Annotated in this window: 19 protein-coding genes; 16 read left to right on the forward strand and 3 right to left on the reverse strand. The window is 63.3% G+C overall.

The genetic code is table 11. The features are described from left to right. The coding region (locus tag APH36_RS32315) for a hypothetical protein (RefSeq protein WP_218187323.1) at nt 1-182 on the reverse strand (182 nt) is incomplete at its 3' end. On the opposite strand from APH36_RS32315, the gene APH36_RS11670 reads away from it, so the two are divergent. From APH36_RS11670 to murB, 7 genes are read left to right on the forward strand one after another with little or no spacing between them, the layout of a single operon-like run. Then, nucleotides 136-771 (forward strand): MotA/TolQ/ExbB proton channel family protein, encoded by a 636-nt coding sequence (locus APH36_RS11670; RefSeq protein ID WP_016391244.1) that lies wholly within the window; start codon nt 136-138, stop codon nt 769-771. The genes APH36_RS32315 and APH36_RS11670 overlap by 47 nt on opposite strands. Continuing rightward, nucleotides 768-1,202, forward strand: a complete 435-nt coding sequence (locus APH36_RS11675; protein WP_060498745.1) for a biopolymer transporter ExbD — start codon at nt 768-770, stop codon at nt 1,200-1,202. Before APH36_RS11670 ends, APH36_RS11675 begins: the two co-directional genes overlap by 4 nt. Beyond that, nucleotides 1,202-2,203: a tetraacyldisaccharide 4'-kinase gene (lpxK, locus tag APH36_RS11680; RefSeq protein ID WP_060498746.1), complete on the forward strand. Its 1,002-nt coding sequence runs from the start codon at nt 1,202-1,204 to the stop codon at nt 2,201-2,203. Before APH36_RS11675 ends, lpxK begins: the two co-directional genes overlap by 1 nt. Nucleotides 2,204-2,247: 44 nt before the next feature. Next, on the forward strand, nt 2,248-2,433 hold the full coding sequence (locus tag APH36_RS11685; protein ID WP_003247142.1) for a Trm112 family protein: 186 nt from the start codon (nt 2,248-2,250) through the stop codon (nt 2,431-2,433). Beyond that, a complete protein-coding gene (gene kdsB / locus APH36_RS11690; protein ID WP_060498747.1) occupies nt 2,430-3,194 on the forward strand; it encodes a 3-deoxy-manno-octulosonate cytidylyltransferase in 765 nt (254 codons plus the stop codon). Before APH36_RS11685 ends, kdsB begins: the two co-directional genes overlap by 4 nt. After that, nucleotides 3,194-3,658, forward strand: coding sequence for a low molecular weight protein-tyrosine-phosphatase (locus APH36_RS11695; protein ID WP_060498748.1), 465 nt, complete (start codon nt 3,194-3,196; stop codon nt 3,656-3,658). Before kdsB ends, APH36_RS11695 begins: the two co-directional genes overlap by 1 nt. Then, complete coding sequence (gene murB, locus APH36_RS11700; protein ID WP_060498749.1) at nt 3,655-4,674, forward strand: UDP-N-acetylmuramate dehydrogenase; 1,020 nt, start codon at nt 3,655-3,657, stop codon at nt 4,672-4,674. Before APH36_RS11695 ends, murB begins: the two co-directional genes overlap by 4 nt. Before the next feature lie 122 nt (nt 4,675-4,796). Here the strand turns inward: murB and rne are convergent, their stop codons facing one another. Next, nucleotides 4,797-8,051, reverse strand: coding sequence for a ribonuclease E (gene rne, locus APH36_RS11705; protein ID WP_082426374.1), 3,255 nt, complete (start codon nt 8,049-8,051; stop codon nt 4,797-4,799). Nucleotides 8,052-8,847: 796 nt separating this feature from the next. Here rne and rluC point away from each other — a divergent pair. The 3 genes from rluC to APH36_RS11720 are packed head-to-tail and all read left to right on the forward strand — an operon-like array spanning nt 8,848 to nt 11,478. Further along, on the forward strand, nt 8,848-9,804 hold the full coding sequence (rluC, locus tag APH36_RS11710; protein ID WP_025754829.1) for a 23S rRNA pseudouridine(955/2504/2580) synthase RluC: 957 nt from the start codon (nt 8,848-8,850) through the stop codon (nt 9,802-9,804). Nucleotides 9,805-9,807: 3 nt separating this feature from the next. Continuing rightward, entirely contained in the window at nt 9,808-10,482 is a 675-nt protein-coding gene (locus APH36_RS11715) for an HAD family hydrolase (protein WP_060498751.1), read from the forward strand. A 6-nt stretch (nt 10,483-10,488) separates the two neighbouring features. Then, nucleotides 10,489-11,478, forward strand: coding sequence for a S49 family peptidase (locus APH36_RS11720; protein ID WP_060498752.1), 990 nt, complete (start codon nt 10,489-10,491; stop codon nt 11,476-11,478). Nucleotides 11,479-11,606: 128 nt separating this feature from the next. Here APH36_RS11720 and APH36_RS11725 read toward each other — a convergent pair whose 3' ends face one another. Continuing rightward, entirely contained in the window at nt 11,607-12,185 is a 579-nt protein-coding gene (locus APH36_RS11725) for a nucleoside triphosphate pyrophosphatase (RefSeq protein WP_060498753.1), read from the reverse strand. A gap of 96 nt (nt 12,186-12,281) precedes the next feature. Between APH36_RS11725 and APH36_RS30705 the strand changes: the two genes are divergently transcribed. The 6 genes from APH36_RS30705 to acpP all read left to right on the forward strand — a co-directional run bounded on the left by APH36_RS30705 (nt 12,282) and on the right by acpP (nt 16,280). After that, complete coding sequence (locus tag APH36_RS30705) at nt 12,282-12,809, forward strand: YceD family protein (protein ID WP_012313431.1); 528 nt, start codon at nt 12,282-12,284, stop codon at nt 12,807-12,809. Between the two features lie 13 nt (nt 12,810-12,822). Beyond that, a complete protein-coding gene (gene rpmF, locus APH36_RS11735; protein WP_003247154.1) occupies nt 12,823-13,005 on the forward strand; it encodes a 50S ribosomal protein L32 in 183 nt (60 codons plus the stop codon). Between the two features lie 3 nt (nt 13,006-13,008). Continuing rightward, a complete protein-coding gene (gene plsX, locus APH36_RS11740) occupies nt 13,009-14,019 on the forward strand; it encodes a phosphate acyltransferase PlsX (RefSeq protein WP_082426375.1) in 1,011 nt (336 codons plus the stop codon). 127 nt (nt 14,020-14,146) lie between these two features. Then, complete coding sequence (fabD, locus tag APH36_RS11745) at nt 14,147-15,085, forward strand: ACP S-malonyltransferase (protein WP_082426376.1); 939 nt, start codon at nt 14,147-14,149, stop codon at nt 15,083-15,085. A gap of 15 nt (nt 15,086-15,100) precedes the next feature. Continuing rightward, entirely contained in the window at nt 15,101-15,841 is a 741-nt protein-coding gene (fabG, locus tag APH36_RS11750; protein WP_016715140.1) for a 3-oxoacyl-ACP reductase FabG, read from the forward strand. A gap of 202 nt (nt 15,842-16,043) precedes the next feature. Then, nucleotides 16,044-16,280 (forward strand): acyl carrier protein, encoded by a 237-nt coding sequence (acpP, locus tag APH36_RS11755; protein WP_016715141.1) that lies wholly within the window; start codon nt 16,044-16,046, stop codon nt 16,278-16,280. The last annotated feature ends 183 nt before the right edge of the window (nt 16,281-16,463 follow it).

Here is a 16,463-nt window from a genome sequence, read left to right on the forward strand (position 1 = left end):
CGCTCGATCTCATAGGCGCTGAACATGCAATGGCAAGCACCTGTCAGCCCCAACCCCAATTCCCTGACCTCCGGCAGATGAGCCCTCGCCGCGCCTATGGTAGAGTGGCGGCCTTTTTCCGAAGGGGCGTTTACTGTGTGGGAATTGGTCAAGTCCGGTGGTTGGATGATGCTGCCGATCATTCTGAGTTCCATCGCTGCCATGGCTATCGTCGTCGAGCGCCTGTGGACCCTGCGGGCCAGTCGCGTCACCCCGCCGCACCTGCTGGGCCAGGTGTGGATGTGGATCAAGGACAAGCAACTGACCAGTGACAAGCTCAAGGCCCTGCGCGCCGATTCGCCGCTGGGCGAAATCCTCGCCGCTGGCCTGGCCAACTCGCGCCATGGCCGCGAAATCATGAAAGAGTGCATCGAGGAAGCCGCCTCGCGCGTCATCCACGAACTGGAGCGCTACATCAGCACCCTCGGCACCATTGCCGCCATGGCCCCGCTGTTGGGCCTGCTGGGCACCGTGCTGGGCATGATCGACATCTTCAGTGCCTTCATGGGCTCGCAGATGACCGCCAACGCGGCCGTACTGGCCGGGGGGATCTCCAAGGCCCTGGTGACCACCGCTGCAGGCCTGATGGTCGGTATCCCGGCCGTGTTCTTCCACCGTTTCCTGCTGCGCCGCATCGATGAACTGGTGGTCGGCATGGAGCAGGAAGCGATCAAACTGGTGGAAGTGATCCAGGGCGACCGTGAAGTGGAAGTGGCCGGAGGCAAGGCGTGAAGTTCCGGCGCAATCGCCAGCGGGAGAACGTCGACATCAACCTGGCGTCGCTGATCGACGTGGTGTTCGTCCTGCTGCTGTTCTTCGTGGTTACTACCACCTTTACCCGCGAGACCCAGCTGCGTGTCGAGCTGCCCGAGGCTGCCAGCGCCGAGCAGGCGCCGGCCGATCAGGGCAAGTTGGTGGAAATCACCATCAGCGCCGAGGGCGTGTATTCAGTGAACAATCATCTGCTGCCTAAGAGCGACCTGGCCACCTTGAGCGAAGCCATCGAGCGTGAATCGGGCGGCGACAACAAGCTGCCGCTGGCCATCAGGGCCGACGGCAGGACCCCGCACCAGGCTGTGGTCACTGCAATGGATGCCGCCGGCAAGCTCGGTTTCAGCCAGTTGCGCATGACCACTGTCGAGGCGGCCCAGGGTACGCCCTGATGGCTTTCGCCGACCGTTTGCTTACTGCCTGGTACGCAGGGCATCCGGCCCTGGCGTTGCTGCGCCCGCTAGAGGCGCTGTATCGCCGCGTGGTCACACGTAAACGGGCGCGTTTTCTCAGCGGTGAAAGTGCCAGCTACCGGGCGCCGGTGCCGGTTATCGTGGTGGGCAACATCACCGTCGGTGGCACCGGCAAGACGCCGATGATTCTCTGGCTGATCGAACACTGCCGCCAGCAGGGGCTGAAGGTGGGTGTGGTCAGCCGTGGCTATGGCGCCAAGCCGCCGCAGTTGCCTTGGCGCGTGCAGGCCGATCAAGCTGCCGAGCAGGCCGGTGATGAGCCGCTGCTGATCGTGCAGCGCACTGGCGTGCCACTGATGATCGACCCCGACCGTTCCCGCGCCGTGCAGGCGTTGTTGGCCAGCGAACCGCTCGACCTGATCCTGTGCGACGATGGCATGCAGCACTACCGCCTTGCCCGTGATCTGGAACTGGTACTGATCGATGCCGCACGGGGCCTGGGCAATCGCCGTTGCCTGCCGGCCGGCCCCTTGCGCGAGCCCGCAGAACGCCTGAACGACGCCGACGCAGTGCTGTTCAATGGTGCCAGCACAGACCGCGCCGAAGGTTTTGGCTTTTGCCTGCAACCGTCCGCGCTGGTCAACCTGCGCAGTGGCGAACGCCGGGCGCTTGATCACTTCCCCGCCGGCCAGCGTCTGCACGCTGTAGCCGGTATCGGTAACCCGCAACGTTTCTTCAATACCCTGCTGGGGCTAAACTGGCAGCCGGTGCCGCACCCCTTCGCCGACCATGCGCAGTTCAGCGCCCAGAGCCTGGCGTTCAGCCCGCCGCTGCCGTTGGTCATGACCGAGAAGGATGCGGTGAAATGCCGGGCCTTCGCCGCTGACGACTGGTGGTACCTGGCCGTCGAAGCGCAGCCCACCTCGGCGTTCAGCGCCTGGTTCGACAGCCAGCTGCAGCGCCTGCTGCGCAAGCCCTGAGCCCGTTTTCAATTTCCGGCCGACTGGCCTAAAGGAAGCCTCCAATGGACACCAAACTGCTCGATATCCTGGCCTGCCCGATCACCAAGGGCCCGCTCAAGCTCAGCGCCGACAAGACCGAGCTGATCAGCAAGGGCGCCGGTCTGGCCTACCCGATCCGCGACGGCATCCCGGTCATGCTGGAAAGCGAGGCGCGCACCCTGACCGACGACGAGCGTCTGGACAAATGAGCCTGGACTTCACGGTAGTGATTCCCGCCCGGCTGCGCTCCACGCGCCTGCCGGGCAAGCCGCTGCTGGCGATCGCCGGCAAGCCGATGGTGCAGCATGTGTGGGAGCAGGCGCGTAAAAGCGCCGCCAGCCGTGTGGTCATCGCCACCGACGACGCCAGCATCCTCGAAGCGTGCCAAGGCTTTGGTGCTGAAGTGCTGATGACCCGCGCCGACCACGAGTCGGGCACTGACCGCCTGGCCGAAGTGGCCGCACAGCTGGGCCTGGCGGCTGACGCCATCGTGGTCAACGTGCAGGGCGACGAGCCGCTGATTCCGCCGGTCATCATCGACCAGGTGGCCGCCAACCTGGCGGCGCATCCAGAGGCTGGCATCGCCACACTGGCCGAGCCGATCCATGAGCCGGAAACCGTGTTCAACCCCAACGCGGTCAAGGTGGTCAGTGACAAGAACGGCCTGGCTCTGACCTTCAGTCGTGCACCGCTGCCCTGGGCTCGCGATGCCTTTTCCAAGGACCGCACTGTGCTGCCGGAGAGCGTGCCGTATCGCCGCCACATCGGCATGTACGCCTACCGCGTTGGCTTCCTGCAGGACTTCGTCGGCTGGGGGCCATGCTGGCTCGAACAGACCGAAGCGCTGGAGCAGCTGCGTGCTCTGTGGCATGGCGTGCGCATTCATGTCGAGGACGCCATCGAGGCGCCCGCCGTGGGTGTGGATACCCCTGAAGACCTGGAGCGCGTACGGCGCTTGCTGGAGGCCTGATGCGCGTTCTGTTCGTGTGCCTGGGCAACATCTGCCGTTCGCCCACTGCCGAAGGCGTGCTGCGCCATCAATTGCAGGCCGCCGGGCTGGCCGACAAGGTGCGGGTGGCGTCAGCCGGCACGGGGGACTGGCATGTGGGCAGGGCGCCTGACAGCCGTACCTGCAAGGCGGCGCTGGCGCGTGGTTACGACCTTTCGCAGCAGCGTGCCCAGCAGGTCAAGGCGGCGCACTTTGCCGAATATGACCTGGTCTTGGCGATGGATGAGAGCAACCTGCGCGACCTGCGCGCCCTGCGCCCGCACAACGCAGTGGGCGAGCTTGACTTGTTCCTGCGCCGCTATGGTGCTGCGCTGGATGAAGTGCCAGACCCGTATTACGGCGGCGCAGACGGCTTCGAACAGGTGCTGGACCTGGTCGAGGCGGCGTGCCAGGCGCTGGTGCTGGAAATCAAGGGGCGGCTATGACAGTGCTGTGGCAGGAGCAGGTATCGCTCAAGCCGTACAACACCTTCGGCATCGATGTGAAGGCCCGCTATTTCAGCCAGGCGCAGGATGACCAGCAGGTACGTCAGGCGCTGAGCCAGGCGCATCAGCAGGGCCTGCCGGTGCTGGTGATCGGCGGCGGCAGCAACCTGCTGCTGACCCGTGACATCGATGCACTGGTGCTGCACATGGCCAGCCGTGGCCGTCGTGTGCTCAGCGACGATGGCGAACGTATCGTGGTCGAGGCCGAGGCGGGTGAGCCTTGGCACCCGTTCGTGCAGTGGACGCTGGCGCAGGGCTATTGCGGGCTTGAAAACCTCAGCCTGATCCCTGGCACCGTGGGCGCCGCGCCGATGCAGAACGTGGGCGCCTATGGGGTAGAGATCAAGGACGTGTTTGCCGGCCTGACGGCGCTGGACCGCGAGACAGGTGAGCTGCGTGAGTTTGGTTTGGCGGACTGTGCTTTCGGTTATCGCGACAGCGTATTCAAGCGCAACCCTGGCCGCTGGTTGATCTTGCGTGTGCGCTTCGCCTTGAGCCATCGCCTGCAGGCCCATCTCGATTACGGCCCGGTGCGCCAGCGGCTGACGGAGCAGGGCGCGACCGAGCCGACTGCCCAGGCGATCAGTGATGCCATTTGCAGCATTCGCCGCGAGAAGCTGCCAGACCCTGCGGAGTTGGGTAATGCCGGGAGCTTCTTCAAGAACCCGGTGGTGTCGGCCGCGCAGGTCGAGCGTATTCGTGCGCATTACCCTGGCGTGGTGGCTTATCCTCAGGCCGAAGGCCAGGTGAAGCTGGCGGCGGGCTGGTTGATCGAGCAGGCGGGCTGGAAGGGGCATCGCGAGGGTGATGCCGGTGTTCATCGCTTGCAGTCGCTGGTGTTGGTCAACTACGGCCAGGCGAGCGGGGCGCAGATGCATGCGCTGGCTCAACGCATCCAGGCCGACATCCTGGAGCGGTTCGGGGTTAAGCTGGAGATGGAGCCTAACCTGTATTGACGCACTGCCAGTGCTGGGCCTTTCGCGGCTAAAGCCGCGAAAGGCCGGTACAGGCAAAACACAAGGCCAAGAAAAAGCCCCGCCAGTTCGCACTGGCGGGGCTTTTTCTTCAGCCTTGGCTATCAACCGTGATGAGGCTTGTGCTCATCGGCGGCTTCCAGGGCTGGCTCTTCGCTTGCGGCAGCCGCTTCCTGTGCAGCTTTGGCGGCAGCCTCGGCCTCACGCTTGCGGCGGCGCACTTCACGCGGGTCGTTCGGCGCACGGCCGTTGGCCAGCATGACAGTGGCAGGCTCTACCGCTACCGGGGCTTCGACCGGTGCCGGCTCGACCACAACTTCCGGCTGGGCCTCAACAACCGCTGCGGGCTGCTCGACAACCGGAACGGCTTCGACCACGGCCGGGGCCTCCACTGGCGCCTCGGCAACCACGACCGGCTCGGCGACAGGGGCTGCCTCAACGGCTGGCTGCGGGGCGACTTCGACCACTGGCGCGGCAGTGACTTCGGCCACGACCACCGGCTCGCTGACAGGCTGCTCGACCACTGGGGCCACGGCAACTTCCTCGGCCTTGGCGACCGCTTTGGCCTGTTCCACTTTTTCAGCCTGTTCAGCCGGCTGGGCGGCTTCGCTGTTGTCGGTCTCTGCAGCGACGGCAACTTCAGCGGTAGCACGCTCGGCCTGCTGGTTGGCCTGGGCCTCGGCGTCGGCGCTGATGTTGCTGCTGGCGACAGCGGCAGTTACCGCCAGGCCAGCGGCCAGTTCGGCACCCAGCTCGGTGGCTTGGTGCTGTTGTGGCTGCTCTTCGCTGCCTTCTTCTTCGCCGTCGATCAGCTCGCCATTGGCGTTGCGCTGACGCTCGCGACGGTTGCTGCGACGACGCTGGCCACGGGAGCGGCGGCGCGGGCGCTCGCCATCGGTGCCTTCCTGCTCGTCTTGCAGCAGTTCTTCGTTTGGCAGTTGCTCTTCGGCCAGTTCGGCAGCCTGCTCAGCTGCTTCTTCGGCTGCCCGTGGCTGACGCTCTTCGCGTGGTGGGCGTGGAGCACGCTCCTCGCGTGGGGCACGCTCTTCACGCGGTGCACGTTCTTCGCGTGGGGCGCGCTCATCACGCGGCGCACGTTCTTCACGCGGTGCACGTTCTTCGCGTGGGGCGCGCTCTTCACGCGGCGCACGTTCTTCACGCGGTGCACGTTCTTCACGTGGCGCGCGCTCTTCACGGGCTACACGTTCTTCGCGTGGCTGACGCTCTTCACGTTCGGCTGGCGGAGTGGCATCCAGCGGCTCGCGCAGTTCGCGCACGCGCTCTTCGCCACGGTTGCTGCGGCGGTCTTCGCGCGGCTGGCGTGGGGCGCGTTCTTCACGCGGTGCACGCTCTTCGCGTGGGGTGCGTTCTTCACGCGGTGCACGCTCTTCGCGTGGGGTGCGTTCTTCACGTGGCGCACGCTCTTCGCGCGGAGCGCGTTCCTCGCGTGGCTGGCGTTCTTCGCGTGGCGCGCGCTCGGCACGCTCTTCGCGCGGCTTGCGCTCTTCGTCGCGACGGCCGTTGCGGTTGCGGCTTTGCTGGCGGCCGTTGCGGCGCTCTTCGTTGCGCGGGCTGCGTTCGGCAGCCGGTTTTTCGGCGGCGGTAGTCACGACCGGTGCGGCAGCAGGCTCGTCTTTGCCGGCGAACAGGCTGACCAGCGACTTCACCAGGCCCTTGAACAGGCTTGGCTCCGGAGCGCTCGGGGCAGGGGCGACCGGTGCGGCAGGCTGCTGCTCTTCAGCGGCGGCGGGTACTGGCGCATTGGCGCGGGCCGGGGCGGTCTTCACTGCAGCTTCCTGGCGTACCAGGGTGCGGGTGGCGGTCGGCTGCGGCGCTTCTTCGGCTTCGGAGGCGGCGATTTCGTAGCTGGACTGGTTGTTCAGCACTTCCGGGTTGTCGTCGCGCAGGCGCTGGACTTCGAAGTGCGGGGTTTCGAGGTGGTCGTTCGGCAGGATGATGATGCGTGCACGGGTGCGCAGTTCGATCTTGGTGATCGAGTTGCGCTTCTCGTTGAGCAGGAACGCGGCTACCGGGATCGGGACCTGGGCGCGGACTTCGGCGGTGCGGTCCTTCAGGGCTTCTTCTTCGATCAGGCGCAGGATCGCCAGCGACAGTGACTCGACGTCACGGATGATGCCGGTGCCGGAGCAGCGCGGGCAGACGATGCCGCTGCTTTCGCCCAGCGACGGGCGCAGGCGCTGACGGGACATTTCCAGCAGGCCGAAGCGCGAAATGCGGCCAACCTGCACGCGGGCGCGGTCGGCTTCCAGGCATTCGCGAACGCGCTCTTCCACGGCGCGCTGGTTCTTCGCCGGGGTCATGTCGATGAAGTCGATGACGATCAGGCCGCCGATGTCACGCAGGCGCAGCTGGCGGGCGATTTCTTCGGCCGCTTCCAGGTTGGTCTGCAGGGCGGTTTCTTCGATGTCGCTGCCTTTGGTGGCGCGCGCCGAGTTGATGTCGATGGACACTAGGGCTTCGGTCGGGTCGATCACGATCGAACCACCGGACGGCAGGTCAACCACGCGCTGGAACGCGGTTTCGATCTGGCTTTCGATCTGGAAGCGGTTGAACAGCGGCACGCTGTCTTCGTACAGCTTCACTTTGCTGGCGTACTGCGGCATCACCTGGCGGATGAAGGTCAGGGCTTCTTCCTGGGCGTCGATGCTGTCGATCAGCACTTCACCGATGTCCTGGCGCAGGTAGTCGCGGATGGCGCGGATGATGACGTTGCTTTCCTGGTAGATCAGGAACGGCGCGGCGCGGTCCAGGGACGCTTCCTTGATGGCGGTCCACAGTTGCAGCAGGTAGTCGAGGTCCCACTGCATCTCTTCGCTGCTGCGGCCGAGGCCGGCAGTGCGCACGATCAGGCCCATGTCGCCCGGCACGGTCAGGCCGTTCAGGGCTTCGCGCAGTTCGTTGCGCTCTTCGCCTTCGATGCGGCGGGAGATGCCTCCGGCACGCGGGTTGTTGGGCATCAGTACCAGATAGCGGCCGGCCAGGCTGATGAAGGTGGTGAGGGCGGCGCCTTTGTTGCCGCGCTCTTCCTTCTCGACCTGGACGATGACTTCCTGGCCTTCGCTGAGCACTTCCTTGATGTTGACGCGGCCTTCGGGGGCCTTCTTGAAGTATTCGCGGGAGATTTCTTTCAGCGGCAGGAAGCCGTGACGTTCGGAGCCGAAGTCGACGAAGGCGGCTTCGAGGCTGGGTTCGATGCGGGTGATCTTGCCTTTGTAGATGTTGGCCTTTTTCTGCTCGCGCGCACCGGACTCGATGTCCAGGTCGTAGAGACGTTGGCCGTCCACCAGGGCTACACGCAACTCTTCGGGTTGAGTCGCGTTAATCAGCATTCTTTTCATGTTGTACCGTCGGTTTCCGGGCTGCCGGAAACGGCGTTCGGCACACACGACGTCTCATGGTCGGTGCCAAGGTGCGCAAAGGGTGGCCGGGCCACCCCCGTGTCGAGCGACGTTCGGCACCAGCCGGTTACCCAGCCTGCCGTTGTCGCGACGACGCGTCCTGTTTGCTGCGGTGCCAACAAGGCCCCGGTGGCTTCGAATAGGAATCCGAATCAACCAAGCGGGCCTTGTGCACTCAGTCAGGAGGAGGAATCAACCGTCAGCCGTGGACGCCCGGGGGCATCTGTTCAGGACCTTATCCGCTCGCCAGCCGTCAGTGGGCTGGTGGCCGGACGCGGTGCTACACGGTCCGAGGGCTGTGCATCTCCACCCTGCACGTATCCCTGATAATTCGGGTGCTGCCGCGCGCTGAATCCGCAACGGGTTGCATTTTTCGCCACTGCAGGTACTGCACTGGCGCCATTCATGTCCAAGGCAGGTATTTCCGAAGCATTCGCCGTGCGTTGCGTGGAAGCGACGGGGCGGGCAGAGGTGCAGCGAAAAGAATCGGGTAAGCAGGTGAAACACCGCACTTGTCGTTTTTTTTCGGTCTTCTCTACACAGCGCTGGTGGCGATTCCAGGCAATTCGGTAAACTGGCGAAAACCCCGTAGGACGGCCTCGCGTCCTGGAGAATTGCGTTGGTCAGGGCCGGCAAAGAGCCTGGTGCCGCTGGCCTGCCGCTTTTGGCGGCGTTCGCGACTATAGCAGCAATGATTAAGTGCTTCAATTCCATAAAAAATTGTTATGATCCCGCCATGACGACCAATACCCCTCCGACTTCCGGCGTTCAGCTGATCGAAGTCGCGCCGGAGCTTGCCGGCCAACGCATCGACAACTTCCTCATCACGGCCCTTAAGGGCGTGCCCAAAACCTTGGTCTACCGCATCCTGCGCAAGGGTGAAGTGCGGGTGAACAAGGGGCGTGTCAAGCCGGAGTACAAGATCCAGGCTGGCGACATCGTGCGGGTGCCGCCCGTCCGCCTGCCGGAGCGCGACGAGCCGGCGCCGGTGGCCCAGGGCCTGCTGCAGCGCCTGGAGGCCGCCATTGTCTACGAAGACAAGGCGCTGATCGTGATGAACAAACCGGCTGGCATTGCCGTGCACGGCGGCAGCGGCCTGAGCTTTGGCGTGATCGAGGCGCTGCGCCAACTGCGCCCGGACGCCAAGGAGCTGGAGCTGGTGCATCGCCTGGACCGCGACACCTCCGGCCTGCTGATGATCGCCAAAAAACGCAGCATGCTGCGCCACCTGCATGCCGCACTGCGCGGTGACGGTGTCGACAAACGCTACATGGCGCTGGTGCGCGGCCACTGGCCCACCTCGAAGAAACAGGTCAATGCGCCCTTGCTCAAGAGCAACCTGCGCTCCGGCGAGCGCATGGTCGAAGTGAACGAAGAGGGCAAGGAGGCGCTGACCCTGTTCCGCGTGCTGCGCCGCTTTGGCGAGTTCGCCACCATTGTCGAGGCGCGCCCGATCACCGGCCGCACCCACCAGATCCGCGTGCACACCTTGCATGCCGGGCACATGATTGCCGGCGACAGCAAGTACGGTGACGAAGACTTCAGTCGCGAAATCCGCGAGCTGGGTGGCAAGCGCCTGTTCCTGCACGCCTACGCGCTGACCGTGCCCCTGCCGGACGGTGGTGAGCTCAAGCTTGAAGCGCCCGTGGATGAAGTGTGGGCGAAAACCGTTGAGCGTCTGAGTGCGTCCTGATCTATGAAAAAAGGCTATGAGCTACTGATCTTCGACTGGGACGGCACGTTGGCCGATTCCATCGGGCGCATCGTTGAGGCCATGAACGCCGCTGCCGATCGTGCCGGCGAGGCGCAAAGCAGTGACGAGGCGGTCAAGGGGATCATCGGCCTGGCCTTGGGCGAGGCGATTCATACCCTGTACCCGCACCTGGCACCTGAGCAGGTCGAAACCTTCCGTCAGCACTATGCCGATATCTACATGGCGCTGGACCAGCAGCCTTCGCCGTTGTTCGACGGCGTTGTCGAGTCGCTGGACGCCTTCCGTGCCGAGGGTTACCGCCTGGCGGTGGCTACCGGCAAGGCGCGTCGCGGCCTGGACCGGGTGCTCAAGGCCAACGGTTGGGAGGCGTTCTTCGATATCACTCGCGCCGCCGACGAAACCCGTGGCAAGCCGCATCCTTTGATGCTTGAGGAAATCCTCGGTCATTGCGGCGTCGAACCCGAGCGTGCGCTGATGGTCGGAGATTCGGCGTTCGACCTGCAGATGGCCAGCAATGCCGGTATGCATTCGGTGGCGGTGGGCTATGGTGCCATGTCGCTGCAGGCGCTGGCCGAATTCGGCCCGCAGGTGTGCATCGACCACTTTTCCCAGCTGCGCGAGTGGCTGGCTGGTTCCGCAATTCCACTTCCAAGGTAGGTAAACATGGCAGACGAATGGAAAGCCCCCGAGGCCGAGCCCGAGGCGCGTGAAGAGCGCAAAAGCTGGAAGCTGCTGGAGAAGACCCTGCTGGCCAGCGTGCAGGAGCAGCGTCGGTCGCGGCGCTGGGGTATCTTCTTCAAGCTGCTGACCTTCGTCTACCTGTTCGGCATCCTGGCGTTGTTCACACCGCTTATGGACATGGACAAGGCCGCGTCTCGCAGTGTCAGTCATACCGCGCTGGTCGAGGTGCGCGGGGTGATTGCCGACCAGGAAGCCGCCAGTGCCGATAATATCGTCAAGAGCCTGCGCGAGGCGTTCAAGGACAGCAAGACCAAGGCTGTGGTAATGCGCATCAACAGCCCGGGTGGCAGCCCGGTGCAGGCTGGTTACGTGTATGACGAAATCCGCCGCTTGCGTGCTGATTACCCGGCTATCAAGCTGTATGCGGTCATTGCGGATCTTGGTGCTTCCGGTGCCTATTACATCGCCAGTGCGGCGGATGAAATCTATGCCGATAAAGCCAGCCTAGTCGGTTCCATTGGTGTGACGGCGGCCGGCTATGGGTTTGTCGGTACCATGGAGAAGCTGGGCGTGGAGCGGCGTTCTTACACGTCGGGTGAGCATAAGGCGTTTCTTGACCCGTTCTCACCGGAAAAGCCTGATGAAACCCGGTTCTGGCAGGGCGTGCTGGACACCACGCACAACCAGTTCATTGCTATGGTCAGGCAGGGCCGTGGCGAGCGTCTGAAGGACAAAGAGCATCCGGAGCTGTTCAGCGGCCTGATCTGGTCGGGTGAGCAGGCCAAGGCGCTGGGGTTGGTGGACGGGCTGGGCAGTGCCAGCTATGTGGCGCGTGAGGTCGTTGGTGAGAAAGAGTTGGTGGACTTCACTGTTCAGGAGTCGCCGTTCGACCGCTTCTCCAAGCGCGTAGGGGCTAGCGTGGCTGAGCACCTGGCGATGTGGATGGGGTTCCAGGGGCCGCAGTTGCGCTGAGTGCCTGTTCCGGCCCTATCGCCATCGCGGCAAGCCAGCTCCCACCTCGATCGTGTTGCTTTCAGGGGTTGTGCGGTACCTGTGGGAGCTGGCTTGGCTGCGATGGGCCGCAGAGCGGCCCTAAAATCTCAAGGGATAACTACCCCTTCTTTGGTCAGCATATCCACCAGCCGAATCAGTGGCAGCCCGATCAGGCTCGTTGCATCGCACCCGTGGGTGCTCTGGAACAGGCTCACCCCCAATCCTTCTGCTTTGAAGCTCCCTGCGCAATCCAGCGGCTGTTCCGCCGCAACATAGCGCTCCACGCGCTCACGGCTCAATTCGCGCATCGTTACGGTAAACGGCACGCAATCCACCTGGCATTGCCCGGTGGCGCTGTTCAGTAGTGCCAGTCCGGTCAAAAAGCTCACCTGCTGCCCGCTGCATTCCAGCAATTGCTCGCAGGCCCGCTCGAAGGTGTGTGGCTTGCCCAGCACTTGTTCGCCCAGCACGGCCACCTGGTCCGAGCCGATAATCAGGTGCCCCGGGTGGCTGCCCGCCAGGGCCTCGGCCTTTTGCCTGGCCAGGCGGCGAACCAGTTCTACCGCCGGCTCATCAGTCAGGCGCTGCTCGTCTATATCGGGGCTTGCCCAGGTGAAGGGCAGGCGCAGGCGTGCGAGCAGTTCGCGGCGATAGGCAGAGCTGGAAGCCAGTAGCAAAGGAAGCATGGTAGACTCCTGAATCAGTTGAACAAATTCTATCACGCACGATGCCGCCTAATTTCCTTTGACAGGGGCGGGGGGCATCCCTATTATGCTGCGCCTATGTTGAATGACCCGATTCCACCTCACGTTGACCCGCGCAAATTAGCCGATCGTGGCGTAACCCTTAACGGTTCGCTGCAACTCGCTGATTTGGAAAGACTCTGCGACCCGCTTTCCGACAATGTCGGTACGGTGCAGGCGAAGTTCGATTTTGAACGAGATGAACAGCACGTGGTGGTTATCCACAGCGAGCTGGACGTCGAGGTCAAGATGGTTTGCCAGCGTTGTCTTGAGCTGGTCACCCTGCCGATCCACAGCGAATGTACTTACGCCGTGGTGAAGGAGGGTGCGAATACCCAGTCGTTGCCGAAAGGCTATGACGTGCTGGAACTGGGCGAAGATCCTTTGGATCTGCAGGCATTGATCGAGGAGGAGCTTCTGCTCGCCTTGCCAATCGTGCCTGCTCATCATCCGGAAGAATGCCAGCAGCCGGCGGGCGCAGACGAGCCCGAATCGAGCAAGGACGAGGTATCGCGGTCCAACCCGTTCAGTGTTTTGGCGCAGTTAAAGCGTGACCCAAACGTTTAGGAGTTAATCAATTATGGCTGTTCAGCAGAACAAAAAATCCCGCTCTGCCCGTGACATGCGCCGTTCGCACGACGCCCTGTCGGAAAACGCGCTGTCGGTAGAGAAAACCACCGGTGAAGTTCACCTGCGCCACCACGTTTCGCCAGAAGGCGTATACCGTGGTCGCAAAGTGGTCGACAAGGGCGCTGACGAGTAATCCTTGTCCGCTCAGATCATCGCGATCGACGCAATGGGCGGGGACTTCGGTCCCCGCAGCATTGTCCAGGCTAGCATTGCCTGCCTTTCTGCTACCCCCTCGCTGCACCTGACCCTCGTCGGTCAACCCTCCCTTCTGGAAGATCTTGTCAGCGGCCTTGCGGCTGCGGATCGCGCGCGCCTGCAGATTGTCGCCGCCAGTGAGGTGGTCGGCATGGATGAGCGGCCCTCCCAGGCATTGCGGGGCAAGCCGGATTCGTCGATGCGTATCGCCCTCGAACTGGTGCGTGACGGCAAGGCCCAGGCCTGCGTCAGTGCCGGCAATACCGGCGCGCTGATGGCGCTGTCCCGTTTCGTGCTCAAGACCTTGCCAGGTATCGACCGGCCCGCCATGGTGGCGGCGATTCCGACTCAGGCGGGTTACTGCCAGTTGCTCGACCTGGGTGCCAATGTCGATTGCAGTGCCGAAAACCTCTACCAGTTTGCCGTGATGGGCTCGGTGGCTGCTCAGGCCCTGGGTGTGCATCGCCCACGGGTGGCGCTGCTGAACATCGGCACCGAGGACATCAAGGGCAATCAGCAGGTCAAGCTGGCTGCCAGCCTGTTGCAGAATGCCCGTGGGCTTAACTACGTGGGCTTTGTCGAAGGTGACGGGCTGTATCGTGGTGAGGCCGATGTGGTGGTGTGCGATGGGTTTGTCGGCAATATCCTGCTCAAGTCCAGCGAGGGGTTGGCGACGATGATTGCAGCGCGCATCGAGCAGTTGTTCAAGGGCGGCGTGTTGTCGCGGGCGGCCGGGGCGGTGGCCATACCGCTGCTCAAGCGTCTGCAGGCCGACCTGGCGCCGGCGCGGCACAATGGTGCCAGTTTTCTGGGGTTGCAGGGCATTGTCATCAAGAGCCATGGCTCGGCGGGCGTGCAGGGCTTCCAGAGTGCCATCCAGCGGGCGTTGATCGAGATACAGGAAAACCTGCCGCAGCGCTTGCATGGGCGCCTCGAAGACCTGTTGCCTTAGGCATTTTGCCCATGAAGTGCTTAAATGTGACCGCTTGGTCTGTGTATCCATCCAAGTTTTCAGATTCCGCGCCTGGCCCAGGGCCTGGCGCACCCTATCCGACGACAAGATCATAAGGGCTTGTTCAATGTCTGCATCTCTCGCATTCGTCTTTCCCGGTCAAGGTTCCCAGTCGCTGGGCATGCTCGCCGAGCTCGGCGCCGAGAAGCCAGTGATCATCGAAACCTTCAAAGAAGCGTCCGAAGCACTGGGTTACGACCTGTGGAAGCTGGTCCAGGAAGGCCCTGAAGAGCAACTCAACCAGACCGACAAGACCCAGCCGGCCATCCTCACCGCGTCCATCGCGCTGTGGCGCCTGTGGCTGGAAGAGGGCGGCGCGCAGCCAGCCTTCGTTTCCGGCCACAGCCTGGGCGAATACAGCGCCCTGGTCGCTGCGGGCAGTATCACCCTGAAAGACGCTGTTCGCCTGGTCGAGCGCCGCGGTCAGCTGATGCAGGAGGCCGTACCGGCGGGGCATGGTGCCATGGCTGCCATCCTCGGCCTGGACGACGCTGTAGTCGTTGAAATCTGCGGCGAAGCCGCTGAAGACCAAGTGGTCAGCGCCGTCAACTTCAACTCGCCGGGCCAGGTGGTCATCGCTGGCAATAAAGCTGCCGTGGATCGCGCCATGGAGCTGTGCAAGGCCAAGGGCGCCAAGCGTGCCCTGCCGTTGGCGGTCAGCGTGCCGTCGCACTGTGCCCTGATGAAGCCGGCGGCCGAGCGCTTTGCCGAGGCGGTCAACGCCATCGAGTGGAAGGCCCCGCAAATTCCAGTGGTGCAGAACGTCACGGCTGCTGTTGCTGCCGACCTCGATGCACTCAAGCACGACCTGCTGGCGCAGCTTTACCAGCCTGTGCGTTGGGTGGAGTGTGTGCAGACCCTGGCCGCCAACGGTGCGGTCAACCTGGTCGAGTGTGGCCCGGGCAAGGTCCTGGCTGGCCTGAACAAGCGTTGCGCCGATGGCGTGACCACTTACAACCTCAACACCCCTGATGCCGTTGCCGCCACCCGCGCGGCACTGGCCTGATTTGGAGAAGCTTGCATGAGCCTGCAAGGTAAAGTTGCACTGGTCACCGGCGCCAGCCGTGGCATTGGCCAGGCCATCGCCCTCGAGCTGGGCCGCCAGGGCGCGACCGTGATCGGCACCGCCACTTCGGCGTCCGGCGCCGAGCGCATCGCTGCCACCCTGAAAGAGCACGGCATCACCGGTACCGGCATGGAGCTGAACGTGACCAGCGCCGAGTCCGTTGAAGCGGTACTGGCCGCCATCGGTGAGCAGTTCGGCGCACCGGCCATTTTGGTCAACAACGCCGGCATCACCCGCGACAACCTGATGCTGCGCATGAAAGACGACGAGTGGTTCGACGTGATCGACACCAACCTGAACAGCCTCTACCGTCTGTCCAAGGGCGTGCTGCGTGGCATGACCAAGGCACGTTGGGGCCGTATCATCAGCATCGGCTCGGTTGTGGGTGCCATGGGTAACGCCGGTCAGGCCAACTATGCGGCCGCCAAGGCTGGCCTGGAAGGCTTCAGCCGCGCCCTGGCGCGTGAAGTGGGCTCGCGTGGCATCACCGTCAACTCGGTGACCCCGGGCTTCATCGACACCGACATGACCCGCGAGCTGCCAGAAGCGCAGCGCGAAGCCCTGCAGACCCAGATTCCGCTGGGCCGCCTGGGCCAGGCCGACGAAATCGCCAAGGTGGTTTCGTTCCTGGCATCCGACGGCGCTGGCTACGTGACCGGCGCTACCGTGCCGGTCAACGGCGGGATGTACATGTAACACTGCAACTCAATGTGACGGATTTCGTAAAAAAAGAGTCATACTGCGAGCCTAAAATCCGTTATAAAGCTGCAACCAGATTCCAGGCAGCGGGTGGGGTGGCTAGCTTGAAGGTGCGTTTCGCTTGAAAAGCGAACGTCTTTCTATAAAATTAGCCACCGGCCAGCTGCCTGACATATATCCATTAGGAGTAAACCTAGGTATGAGCAACATCGAAGAACGCGTCAAGAAAATCGTCGCCGAGCAACTGGGCGTCAAGGAAGAAGAAGTGACTCTCGAGAAGTCCTTCGTTGATGACCTGGGTGCCGATTCGCTTGACACCGTTGAGCTGGTGATGGCTCTGGAAGAGGAATTCGAGACCGAAATCCCTGACGAAGAAGCCGAGAAGATCACTACCGTTCAAGCTGCTGTAGACTACGTCAAAGCCCACCAGGCCTAAGACGCGTTAGTCGACGCTTCTTGTCGGGGAAAACCGCACTGCCTTCGCTGGCGTGCGGTTTTTTCTTTGCGAGCGCCCCGCATTTTCAAGGCTGCTTCGTTCACCGCGCACCAAGAGCCTGTTGCCATTCCATTCCTGCGCTTGAATGCAATGGCAAGAGACTCTGTTACTAGAAAAGGAGAG

Origin of the sequence: Pseudomonas sp. NBRC 111133 (genome assembly GCF_001320605.1) — a bacterium.
GTDB lineage: Bacteria > Pseudomonadota > Gammaproteobacteria > Pseudomonadales > Pseudomonadaceae > Aquipseudomonas > Aquipseudomonas monteilii.

Bases quoted from the DNA above. Each gene is read 5' to 3' on its own strand.
- APH36_RS11725 (WP_060498753.1), bottom strand. From the start codon at position 12,185: ATGCTTCCTTTGCTACTGGCTTCCAGCTCTGCCTATCGCCGCGAACTG.
- murB (WP_060498749.1), top strand. From the start codon at position 3,655: ATGACAGTGCTGTGGCAGGAGCAGGTATCGCTCAAGCCGTACAACACC.
- lpxK (WP_060498746.1), top strand. From the start codon at position 1,202: ATGGCTTTCGCCGACCGTTTGCTTACTGCCTGGTACGCAGGGCATCCG.
- APH36_RS30705 (WP_012313431.1), top strand. From the start codon at position 12,282: ATGTTGAATGACCCGATTCCACCTCACGTTGACCCGCGCAAATTAGCC.
- APH36_RS11715 (WP_060498751.1), top strand. From the start codon at position 9,808: ATGAAAAAAGGCTATGAGCTACTGATCTTCGACTGGGACGGCACGTTG.
- rluC (WP_025754829.1), top strand. From the start codon at position 8,848: ATGACGACCAATACCCCTCCGACTTCCGGCGTTCAGCTGATCGAAGTC.
- acpP (WP_016715141.1), top strand. From the start codon at position 16,044: ATGAGCAACATCGAAGAACGCGTCAAGAAAATCGTCGCCGAGCAACTG.
- APH36_RS11720 (WP_060498752.1), top strand. From the start codon at position 10,489: ATGGCAGACGAATGGAAAGCCCCCGAGGCCGAGCCCGAGGCGCGTGAA.
- fabD (WP_082426376.1), top strand. From the start codon at position 14,147: ATGTCTGCATCTCTCGCATTCGTCTTTCCCGGTCAAGGTTCCCAGTCG.
- rne (WP_082426374.1), bottom strand. From the start codon at position 8,051: ATGAAAAGAATGCTGATTAACGCGACTCAACCCGAAGAGTTGCGTGTA.
- fabG (WP_016715140.1), top strand. From the start codon at position 15,101: ATGAGCCTGCAAGGTAAAGTTGCACTGGTCACCGGCGCCAGCCGTGGC.
- APH36_RS11695 (WP_060498748.1), top strand. From the start codon at position 3,194: ATGCGCGTTCTGTTCGTGTGCCTGGGCAACATCTGCCGTTCGCCCACT.
- APH36_RS11685 (WP_003247142.1), top strand. From the start codon at position 2,248: ATGGACACCAAACTGCTCGATATCCTGGCCTGCCCGATCACCAAGGGC.
- rpmF (WP_003247154.1), top strand. From the start codon at position 12,823: ATGGCTGTTCAGCAGAACAAAAAATCCCGCTCTGCCCGTGACATGCGC.
- kdsB (WP_060498747.1), top strand. From the start codon at position 2,430: ATGAGCCTGGACTTCACGGTAGTGATTCCCGCCCGGCTGCGCTCCACG.